This window comes from Pseudomonas sp. B3G-3 (genome assembly GCF_028640915.1).
Lineage (GTDB): Bacteria > Pseudomonadota > Gammaproteobacteria > Pseudomonadales > Pseudomonadaceae > Aquipseudomonas > Aquipseudomonas chlororaphis_I.
Genome location: NZ_JAQZAB010000105.1, coordinates 53,563 through 63,280, shown reverse-complemented (window position 1 = coordinate 63,280; position 9,718 = coordinate 53,563). Strand labels below are relative to the sequence as shown.

Here is a 9,718-nt window from a genome sequence, read left to right as displayed (position 1 = left end):
TTGCTCGCGATCCGCTGGCACAAACATCACAAACCTCATAGATACTGCGCTTTCTCCTCTTTCCATCAGGCAAACAGCCAATTCCCCCTACTTTTAAAGGTCATGCGCCCGTCTTTGTAGGATCCTGCCACAGCTTCAAGGTTGGTGATCACAGAGTCGGCACGTATGATGCATCACAATTTCCCGCAGATTAGAAGCCTATGTCCCTGATAGTTCTACTGCTTCTGCCTTTTATCGGCAGCTGTCTGGCGGCCCTGCTGCCGCACAACGCGCGTAACACCGAGTCCCTGCTGGCAGGCCTGGTCGCCTTGGCCGGTACCGTGGCGGTGGCCTCGATGTACCCGCAGATCGCCCATGGCGGCGTGATCCGTGAAGAATTCAACTGGCTGCCCAGCCTCGGCCTGAACTTCGTCCTGCGCATGGACGGCTTCGCCTGGCTGTTCTCCATGCTGGTGCTGGCCATCGGCACCCTGGTGTCGCTCTACGCGCGCTACTACATGTCGCCGGAAGACCCGGTGCCGCGCTTCTTCGCGTTTTTCCTGGCCTTCATGGGCGCCATGCTCGGCCTGGTGATTTCCGGCAACCTGATCCAGATCGTGTTCTTCTGGGAACTGACCAGCCTGTTCTCCTTCCTGTTGATCGGCTACTGGCACCACCGCTCCGATGCCCGGCGCGGCGCCTACATGGCGCTGATGGTCACCGGCGCGGGGGGCTTGTGCCTGCTGGCGGGGGTCATGCTGCTCGGCCATGTGGTCGGCAGCTACGACCTGGACCAGGTCCTGGCTGCCGGAGATCTCATCCGAGCCCACGCCCTCTACCCCATCCTCCTGCCCCTGATCCTGATCGGCGCCCTCAGCAAAAGCGCACAGTTCCCCTTCCACTTCTGGCTGCCCCACGCCATGGCTGCGCCGACACCGGTGTCGGCCTACCTGCACTCGGCGACCATGGTCAAGGCCGGGGTCTTCCTCCTTGCCCGCCTCTGGCCGTCGCTGTCCGGCAGCGAAGAATGGTTCTGGATCGTCGGCGGTGCCGGTGCCGCGACCCTGGTGCTGGGCGCCTACTGCGCGATGTTCCAGAACGACCTCAAGGGCCTGCTGGCCTACTCGACCATCAGCCACCTGGGCCTGATCACCCTGCTGCTGGGCCTGAACAGCCCGCTGGCCGCGGTGGCCGCGGTGTTCCATATCCTCAACCACGCCACCTTCAAGGCCTCGCTGTTCATGGCCGCCGGCATCATCGACCACGAAAGCGGCACCCGCGACATCCGCAAGCTCAACGGCCTGATCAAGCTGATGCCGTTCACCGCGACCCTGGCCATGGTCGCCAGCGCCTCCATGGCCGGCGTGCCGCTGCTCAACGGTTTCCTGTCAAAAGAGATGTTCTTCGCCGAGACGGTGTTCATCAATTCCACCGCCTGGGTCGAGGCCGCCCTGCCGGTGATCGCCACCATCGCCGGGACCTTCAGCGTCGCCTACTCCCTGCGCTTCACCGTGGATGTGTTCTTCGGTAAACCGGCCGAAGACCTGCCGCATACGCCCCACGAGCCACCGCGCTGGATGCGCGCGCCGGTGGAGCTGCTGGTGTTCACCTGCCTGCTGGTGGGGATCTTCCCGGCGCAGATGGTCGGCCCGCTGCTGGCCGCGGCCGCCCAGCCAGTGGTCGGCGGCACCCTGCCGGAGTACAGCCTGGCGATCTGGCACGGCCTGAATGCGCCGATCATCATGAGCCTGATCGCCATGTCCGCTGGCATCGTGCTCTACCTGCTGCTGCGCGCCCCGCTGGTGCGCGGCCACTTCGCCTACCCACCGCTCATTGGCCGCTTCAACGGCAAGCGCCTGTTCGAGCGCAGCCTGGTGAGCATGATGCGCCTGGCCCGGCGCCTGGAGCGGCACATCAGCACCAAGCGCCTGCAGACCCAGCTGTTCCTGCTGGTGCTGGTGGCGGTGCTGGCCGGCCTGATCCCGATGCTCTACAGCAGCCTGAGCTGGGGCGACCGGCCGAAGATCCCGGGCTCCATCGTCTTCGTCACCCTCTGGCTGCTGGCCATCGCCTGCGCCCTGGGCGCCGCCTGGCAAGCCAAGTACCACCGCCTGGCGGCCCTGACCATGGTCAGCGTCTGCGGCCTGATGACCTGCGTGACCTTCGTCTGGTTCTCCGCGCCGGACCTGGCCCTGACCCAGCTGGTGGTAGAAGTGGTGACCACGGTGCTGATCCTGCTCGGCTTGCGCTGGCTGCCACGGCGGATCGAGGACGTCTCGCCACTGCCGAGCAGCGTGCCCAAGGCCCGTGCCCGCCGCCTGCGCGACCTGCTGCTGTCGATCGCCGTCGGCCTGGGCATGGCCGTGCTGTCCTACGCCATGCTGACCCGCCAGACCCCCAATGACATTTCCTCGTTCTACCTCAGCCGCGCCCTGCCGGAAGGCGGTGGCAGCAATGTGGTGAACGTGATGCTGGTGGACTTCCGCGGCTTCGACACCCTCGGCGAGATCACCGTGCTGGCGGCCGTGGCCCTGACCGTGTTCGCCCTGCTGCGGCGCTTCCGCCCACCGAAGGAAAGCATGCAACTGCCGGCCCAGCAGCGCCTGCTGGCGCCCGACGTGGTCACCGACCTGGTCAACCCGCGCCAGGCCAGCGACACCGCCCTGGGCTTCATGATGGTGCCGGCGGTGCTGGTGCGCCTGCTGCTGCCGATCGCCCTGGTGGTGTCGTTCTACCTGTTCATGCGCGGCCACAACCTGCCGGGCGGCGGTTTCGTCGCCGGCCTGGTGATGTCGGTGGCGTTCATCCTGCAATACATGGTCGCCGGCACCCAGTGGGTCGAGGCCCAGATGAGCCTGCGACCGCTGCGCTGGATGGGCACCGGCCTGCTGTGCGCCACCCTGACCGGGCTCGGCGCCCTGGCGTTCGGCTACCCGTTCCTGACCACCCACACCCTGCACCTGGACCTGCCGCTGCTCGGTGATATCCATATCGCCAGCGCGCTGTTCTTCGACATCGGCGTGTATGCCGTGGTGGTCGGCTCGACCCTGCTGATCCTCACCGCGCTGGCGCACCAGTCGGTGCGGGCGCACAAGCCGAGCCCGTCCAAATCCCTTGCCAAGACAGGAGCCACTGCCTGATGGAAGAAGTCATTGCAATTGCCATTGGTGTGCTGGCGGCCTCCGGCGTCTGGCTGGTGCTGCGGCCACGGACCTTCCAGGTGGTGATGGGCCTGTGCCTGCTGTCCTACGGGGTCAACCTGTTCATCTTCAGCATGGGCAGCCTGTTCATCGGCAAGGAGCCGATCATCAAGGACGGCGTGCCCCAGGACCTGCTGCACTACACCGACCCGCTGCCCCAGGCGCTGGTGCTCACGGCGATCGTCATCAGCTTCGCCATGACCGCGCTGTTCCTGGTGGTGCTGCTGGCGTCCAGGGGCCTGACCGGCACCGACCATGTGGATGGCCGGGAGCCCAAGGAATGAGCCTGATGCCGCACCTGATCGTCGCGCCTATCCTGCTGCCGCTGCTGACCGCCGCGGTGATGCTGATGCTCGGCGAGAAACATCGCCCGCTCAAAGCCAAGATCAACCTGTTCTCCAGCATGCTCGGCCTGGGCATCTCCGTGCTGTTGCTGTACTGGACCCAGCAGACCGGCGTGCCCGGCTCCGTCGGCGTGTACCTGCCGGGCAACTGGCAGGTGCCGTTCGGCATCGTGCTGGTGGTCGATCGCCTGTCGGCGCTGATGCTGGTACTCACCGGGATCATCGGCGTCAGCGCCCTGCTGTTCGCCATGGCCCGCTGGGACCGCGCCGGGGCCAGCTTCCACGCGCTGTTCCAGATCCAGCTGATGGGCCTGTACGGCGCCTTCCTGACCGCCGACCTGTTCAACCTGTTCGTGTTCTTCGAAGTGCTGCTGGCCGCCTCCTACGGCCTGATGCTCCACGGCTCGGGCCGCGCGCGGGTGTCCGCCGGCCTGCACTACGTGGCGATCAACCTGCTGGCCTCGTCGCTGTTCCTGATCGGCGCGGCGCTGATCTACGGCGTCACCGGCACCCTGAACATGGCCGACCTGGCGCTGAAGATCCCGCTGGTGCCGGAAGCCGACCGCGGCCTGCTGCACGCCGGCGCGGCGATCCTCGCCACCGCGTTCCTGGCCAAGGCCGGCATCTGGCCGCTGAACTTCTGGCTGGTGCCGGCCTACTCCGCGGCCAGCGCGCCGGTGGCGGCGATGTTCGCGATCATGACCAAGGTCGGCGTCTACACCCTGCTGCGCCTGTGGACCCTGCTGTTCTCCGGGCAGGCCGGGGCCTCGGCCTACTTCGGCGGCGACTGGCTGATCTACGGCGGCATGGCGACCATCGTCTGCGCGGCCCTGGCGATCCTCGCCGCGCAGCGCCTGGAACGCATGGCCAGCCTGAGCATCCTGGTCTCGGCCGGGATCCTCCTGGCAGCGATTGGCTTCGCCCAGCCCAGGCTGATCGCCGGCGCGCTGTTCTACCTGGTCAGCTCGACCCTGGCCCTGAGCGCGCTGTTCCTCCTGGCGGAGCTGATCGAGCGCTCGCGCTCGGCCAACGAAATCCCCCTGGACGACGAGGCCGAAGCCCTGCCCCGGCCTCAGGAGTCGCTGCAACCGCCACCGGGCACCAACCTCGACGACGAGCGCAAAGCCGTGGTCGGCCAGGTGATTCCCTGGACCATGGCCTTCCTCGGCCTGAGCTTCATTGCCTGTGCGCTGCTGATCATCGGCATGCCGCCGCTGTCGGGTTTCATCGGCAAGCTGAGCCTGATCGGCGCCCTGCTGAACCCCACCGGGCTGGGCCAGGCCAGCGATGCGCCGCTGTCCGGCGCCGCCTGGGGCCTGCTGGCCTTGCTGATCCTCTCCGGCCTGGCGTCGCTGATCGCCTTTTCGCGCCTGGGCATCCAGCGCTTCTGGAGCCCGGAAGAACGGCCGTCGCCGCTGCTGCGGCGCTTCGAGTGCGTTCCGATCATCGCCCTGCTAGGGCTGTGCATGCTGCTGACCGTCAAGGCCGAGCCGCTGCTGCGCTTTACCCAGGCCGCCGCCGACAGCCTCAACGACCCGCAGCAATATGTGATGGCCGTGCTCGGCACCCGGGCGGTCCCCAGCCCCGAGGCCCAGGCGGCGTTGCAGGAGGTGCAGCCATGAAGCGCCTGTTCCCCGCGCCCTGGTTGTCCCTGGCGCTGTGGCTGCTGTGGCTGGTGCTGAACCTGTCCGTCAGCCCCGGCAACCTGCTGCTCGGCGCGCTCCTGGGCTTCTGCGCGCCGTTGATGATGCGGCCGTTGCGCCCGCTGCCGATCCGCATCCGCCGCCCCGCGACCATCCTGCGCCTGTTCCTGCTGGTCGGCCGCGATGTGCTGCTGTCGAACCTGGCCGTGGCCTGGGGCGTGCTCAACGCCGGACGCCGCCCGCCGCGCTCGCGCTTCGTCAAGATCCCCCTGGACCTGCGCGACGCCAACGGCCTGGCCGCGCTCTCGACCATCACCACGGTGGTGCCGGGCACGGTGTGGTCCGAGCTGTCCCTGGACCGCAGCATCCTGCTGCTGCATGTGTTCGACCTGGACGACGAAGCGGCTTTCATCCAGCACTTCAAGACGACCTACGAGCGTCCGTTGATGGAGATCTTCGAATGAGTGCCCTGCTCACGAACGCGATCCTGCTCAGCCTGTTCCTGTTTTCCGTGGCCATGGTCCTGACCCTGGTCCGGCTGTTCAAGGGCCCCTCGGCCCAGGACCGGGTCCTGGCCCTGGACTACCTGTACATCCTGGCGATGCTGATGATGCTGGTGCTGGGCATCCGTTATGCCAGCGACACCTACTTCGAGGCGGCGCTGCTGATCGCCCTGTTCGGCTTCGTCGGCTCCTTCGCCCTGGCCAAATTCCTCCTGCGTGGCGAGGTGATCGAATGAATGCCGTCAGTGAACTGTCGTGGTGGATCGAGATACCGGTGGCGATCCTGCTGGTGCTCAGCAGCGCCTTCGCCCTGATCGGCGCCATCGGCATGCTGCGCATGAAGGACTACTTCCAGCGCATGCACCCACCGGCCCTGGCCTCGACCCTGGGCGCCTGGTGCGTGGCCCTGGCGTCGATCCTGTATTTCTCGGGGATGAACTCGGGGCCTGTGCTGCACGCCTGGCTGATTCCGATCCTGCTGTCGATCACCGTGCCGGTGACCACCCTGCTGCTGGCGCGGGCGGCGCTGTTCCGCAAGCGCATGGCCGGCGACGATGTGCCGGCGGAGGTCAGCAGCCGGCGTAGCGAAAGCGGCAGTTGAGGGATGCCCGCCACACGCGCCCTTTGTAGGAGCGAGCTTGCTCGCGATGAACGTCAACGATGACGCGGACCATCTGCGGGAATCCGTTGAACCGGCTTTTTTCGCGAGCAAGCTCGCTCCTACAAGAGGGAGGCACTCAGTTCCAGGCCACCACCAGCAACCCCGCCCCCAGCACCACGCACAGCGGCGAATAGAACAAGGTGTCCAGCCGGGCGAACCTGGACTCGCTGACCTCCTTGAAGAACCCCACCAGGTTCGAATCGCCGATGGCCCGGGCGAACATCAGCAAGGCCATCGCGCTGATCACCCATTGCAGCGCCGGGTGGCTCACCGTCGGCAGGTACAGGCCCACCCGCAGGCACACCAGCATCGCGATCAGCAGCAGGCCCACCGCCACCAGCAAGGTGGCGAACCCCGAAGGCTTGAACGCCGGCTCCAGCTCGCCCGGCGTCCTGCCCGGCACCTGGGGAATCGCCGCCTCGCTACCGCGCTTGCCGCCGGCGGCCCAGTACAGGTGGATCAGGCTGATCAGCAGGAAGGCTCCTGCCATCCATTGCGCGATCAAAACATTCATATGCAAACGTCCATGGCAAAAAATGTTGCTGAAGAATGGACCCGCTCGCGCGTTTTTGTAAGTACGTTCGTCGCCTGCGATGGTAAAGTGCCGCCCCATGAAATTCGCCCGAACCGATCGCTCGCTCATTGCCTGGATGCTCTATTGCTGCGTCCTGTTCAATGTGTTCGCCTGCAGCATCGGCCACGGGCAAATGGTCGGCCAGCAGCTCAACGGGATCGGCGGCCAGTTCTGTACGGTGGACCCGCGCACCCAGGCACCGGCCTCCTCCAACCCGGTCGACGAATCGCTGCCGACCCTGTCCAAGGCCTTCGGTTGCCCGCTGTGTTCCACCGGCGGCATGGGCCCGGCGTTCAACTCCAGCCTGACCCTGGCGATCCTGCCGCAACACCACAGCCCGCCGCTGGCGCCCCGCGCCACCGCTGACATTCCCACCCGCTTCACCTGGCCCGCGGCCCACCCGCGCGCGCCGCCCGCCTTCGCCTGAGTCTTCTGCCCCTGTCATCAGCCCGCCCCGTGCCAATGCACGGCGTCAGGGTCTGTCCGGAAAGTCACTGTGCGCTAAGCACCTTCGCGCTATGCAGGCCATGCTGCGTTAAAAGCAGGCTCGCCTGACCTTCGCTCGCCGACTTTTCGTACGGCCCCTGAACCCTGGGCTGCTTCCTAGCCAAGAATTCAGGATCTACCGATGAAACACATTCCCCTGCTGGCCAGCCTGTGCGGCTGCCTGTCCGTCAGCGCCTGGGCGCAATCCAGCGTCGACCTGGCACCGATCACCATCGACGGCGACCAGCCCGTCGAACCCGGCCTGGCCCTCGACCAGTCCAGCGGCATGGCCTCGCGCCTGGGCCTGAGCGTCCGCGAAACCCCAGCCTCGGTAGCGGTGGCCAACCGCAACGATATCGAGCGGCGCGGCGCGCAGAACTTCCAGGACGCCGCCAACAGCCTGCCCGGGGTCAATGCCAGCGCCCCGCCGGGGTTCGGCGGCTTCGTCTCCTACCGTGGTTTCAGCAACAGCCAGATCACCCAGATGTTCAACGGCATCAACGTGTCCAGCGGCCTGGCACGGCCGGTGGATTCGTGGATCTATGACCGGGTCGAGTTGCTCGGCGGCCCTTCCTCGCTGGTCAATGGCGCCGGCTCCGTGGGCGGTTCGCTGAACTACGTGACCAAGCTGGCCGACCACCAGGAGCGGGCCATCGAGGGCCGGGTCAGCTACGGCAGCTACGACACCACGCAAACCGCCTTCGGCCTCAACCACGCCCTCAGCGAAGCCGGCGACGAGGTGCAGCACTACGCCCGCCTCGACGTCAGCCACAACACCAGCAACGGCTACATCGACCGCCAGGAACGCGATGCCTGGAGCCTGGCGTTTTCCCTGCTCAGCGACCTGACGCCGGACCTGTCCCACACCCTGGCCGTGGAATACCAGGACGAACACGAGGACAGCCCGTACTGGGGCACCCCGGTGCTCAACCCCAAGGCCGGCGAGCTGAAGATCGACAAGCACAACCGCTTCAACAACTACAACGTCGAGGACGGCCGCTACGAGCAGCGCACGATCTGGGTGCGCTCGATCCTCGACTACCGGATCAACGACAGCACCAGCCTGCGCAACACCCTCTATCACCTGGACAGCCAGCGCGATTACCGCAACCTGGAGACCTACCAGTACAACGCCGACAACAGCGCGGTGAACCGCTCCACGGCCTATCAGGTGCGGCATCAGGGCGAGCAGAACGGCACCCAGTTCGAGCTGCGCCACGATACCTCGATCTTCGGCCTGGACAGCACCTGGTCCGGCGGCTTCGAGTACAAGGTCAACCGCACCACCAACTCGCCGCTGAACGTCAAGGCGGCCAACAGCGTCGACCCGAACAACTACCAGCCGGGGCATTTCTACGACCTGCCGGGCACCCGCCAGGGCTTTGTCGCCGACAAGACCAACGAGGTCACCACCCAGGCGCTGTTCGTCGAGAATCGCCTGGCCCTGACCGACCGGCTGGCGCTGCTCACCGGCCTGCGCTACGACGACATCGACCTGGACGTGACCAACCATCGCCAGGTGACCGCGAGCAATCCACGACACCTCAAGCGCCGCTGGGAACCGGTCACCGGCCGGGTCGGCCTGAGCTATCAGTTTCTCCCGAGTGCCAATGTCTATGTGCAGTACAGCACCGCCGCCGAGCAGCCCAACAACAGCACCCAGGCCTTCGATGTCTCCACGGGCAAGCAATGGGAAGTGGGCAGCAAGTTCGATTACCTGGATGGCCGCGGCTCGGCGACCCTGGCGGCCTACCGCATCGAGCGCAAGGACTTCGCGGTGACCGACCCGCTGGACCCGACCCTGAGCATCCCGGTGGGCCAGCAGACCTCCAGGGGCATCGAGGTGGCCAGCTCGCTGCGGGTCACCCCGAAGCTGCTGCTCGAGGGCAACTTCGCCTGGGTCGATGCGCAGTACGACGAGTTCACCGAGAAGAACGCCGCGGGCGTGGTGGTGTCACGCAAGGGCAATACCCCGACCAACGTGCCGGACCGGGTCGGCAACCTGTGGCTGACCTATGACCTGGCGCCGCAGTGGCAGACCGGGGTCGATGTGCGTTATGTGGCCTCGGTGTACGCCGACACGGCCAACACCCTGACCGTGCCCTCCTACACCCTGTACGGCACCTTCCTCACCTACAAGCTCGACAACCACACCTCAATCACCGGGCGGGTGCGCAACCTGACCGACGAGGTCTACGCCAGGTTCGCCCATGTCTCGCCGGCTTACTACCTGGGTACGCCACGGACCTTCGAACTGGCGGTGCAGACCCGCTTCTAAAAACATCGCGGGCAAGCCTCGCTCCTACAGGGTTACGCAAACTTCTGTAG

At 66.2% G+C, this 9,718-nt stretch carries 9 protein-coding genes; 8 read left to right on the top strand and 1 reads right to left on the bottom strand.

Features of this window, described 5'->3' with window-relative positions; genetic code table 11:
- Positions 1–200 precede the first annotated feature (200 nt).
- From PVZ80_RS15370 to PVZ80_RS15345, 6 genes are read left to right on the top strand one after another with little or no spacing between them, the layout of a single operon-like run.
- The gene (locus PVZ80_RS15370) at positions 201–3,119 is read left to right on the top strand and encodes a monovalent cation/H+ antiporter subunit A (protein WP_124303762.1); all 2,919 of its coding nucleotides are present in this window, start codon (positions 201–203) and stop codon (positions 3,117–3,119) included.
- A complete protein-coding gene (locus PVZ80_RS15365) occupies positions 3,119–3,463 on the top strand; it encodes a Na+/H+ antiporter subunit C (protein WP_003202835.1) in 345 nt (114 codons plus the stop codon). Before PVZ80_RS15370 ends, PVZ80_RS15365 begins: the two co-directional genes overlap by 1 nt.
- On the top strand, positions 3,460–5,145 hold the full coding sequence (locus tag PVZ80_RS15360; RefSeq protein WP_273864156.1) for a monovalent cation/H+ antiporter subunit D: 1,686 nt from the start codon (positions 3,460–3,462) through the stop codon (positions 5,143–5,145). The genes PVZ80_RS15365 and PVZ80_RS15360 overlap by 4 nt, the downstream gene beginning before the upstream one ends.
- Positions 5,142–5,630 carry a Na+/H+ antiporter subunit E gene (locus PVZ80_RS15355; protein ID WP_009048486.1) on the top strand — a complete coding sequence of 163 codons (489 nt, stop codon included), beginning with the start codon at positions 5,142–5,144 and terminating at the stop codon, positions 5,628–5,630. The genes PVZ80_RS15360 and PVZ80_RS15355 overlap by 4 nt, the downstream gene beginning before the upstream one ends.
- On the top strand, positions 5,627–5,905 hold the full coding sequence (locus PVZ80_RS15350; RefSeq protein ID WP_009048485.1) for a K+/H+ antiporter subunit F: 279 nt from the start codon (positions 5,627–5,629) through the stop codon (positions 5,903–5,905). Before PVZ80_RS15355 ends, PVZ80_RS15350 begins: the two co-directional genes overlap by 4 nt.
- Entirely contained in the window at positions 5,902–6,270 is a 369-nt protein-coding gene (locus tag PVZ80_RS15345) for a Na+/H+ antiporter subunit G (protein WP_041986624.1), read from the top strand. The genes PVZ80_RS15350 and PVZ80_RS15345 overlap by 4 nt, the downstream gene beginning before the upstream one ends.
- Before the next feature lie 136 nt (positions 6,271–6,406).
- On the opposite strand, the gene PVZ80_RS15340 is transcribed toward PVZ80_RS15345, so the two are convergent.
- Positions 6,407–6,844: a DUF3995 domain-containing protein gene (locus PVZ80_RS15340; protein WP_009048483.1), complete on the bottom strand. Its 438-nt coding sequence runs from the start codon at positions 6,842–6,844 to the stop codon at positions 6,407–6,409.
- Positions 6,845–6,941: 97 nt separating this feature from the next.
- Between PVZ80_RS15340 and PVZ80_RS15335 the strand changes: the two genes are divergently transcribed.
- Both PVZ80_RS15335 and PVZ80_RS15330 read left to right on the top strand, forming a co-directional pair.
- Positions 6,942–7,331: a DUF2946 domain-containing protein gene (locus tag PVZ80_RS15335; RefSeq protein ID WP_038631792.1), complete on the top strand. Its 390-nt coding sequence runs from the start codon at positions 6,942–6,944 to the stop codon at positions 7,329–7,331.
- A gap of 201 nt (positions 7,332–7,532) precedes the next feature.
- Entirely contained in the window at positions 7,533–9,668 is a 2,136-nt protein-coding gene (locus PVZ80_RS15330) for a TonB-dependent receptor (RefSeq protein ID WP_273864155.1), read from the top strand.
- The last annotated feature ends 50 nt before the right edge of the window (positions 9,669–9,718 follow it).

Excerpts from the sequence above, each read along its gene's own strand:
- PVZ80_RS15370 (WP_124303762.1), top strand. The coding sequence starts at position 201 with ATGTCCCTGATAGTTCTACTGCTTCTGCCTTTTATCGGCAGCTGTCTG.
- PVZ80_RS15365 (WP_003202835.1), top strand. The coding sequence starts at position 3,119 with ATGGAAGAAGTCATTGCAATTGCCATTGGTGTGCTGGCGGCCTCCGGC.
- PVZ80_RS15360 (WP_273864156.1), top strand. The coding sequence starts at position 3,460 with ATGAGCCTGATGCCGCACCTGATCGTCGCGCCTATCCTGCTGCCGCTG.
- PVZ80_RS15355 (WP_009048486.1), top strand. The coding sequence starts at position 5,142 with ATGAAGCGCCTGTTCCCCGCGCCCTGGTTGTCCCTGGCGCTGTGGCTG.
- PVZ80_RS15350 (WP_009048485.1), top strand. The coding sequence starts at position 5,627 with ATGAGTGCCCTGCTCACGAACGCGATCCTGCTCAGCCTGTTCCTGTTT.
- PVZ80_RS15345 (WP_041986624.1), top strand. The coding sequence starts at position 5,902 with ATGAATGCCGTCAGTGAACTGTCGTGGTGGATCGAGATACCGGTGGCG.
- PVZ80_RS15340 (WP_009048483.1), bottom strand. The coding sequence starts at position 6,844 with ATGAATGTTTTGATCGCGCAATGGATGGCAGGAGCCTTCCTGCTGATC.
- PVZ80_RS15335 (WP_038631792.1), top strand. The coding sequence starts at position 6,942 with ATGAAATTCGCCCGAACCGATCGCTCGCTCATTGCCTGGATGCTCTAT.
- PVZ80_RS15330 (WP_273864155.1), top strand. The coding sequence starts at position 7,533 with ATGAAACACATTCCCCTGCTGGCCAGCCTGTGCGGCTGCCTGTCCGTC.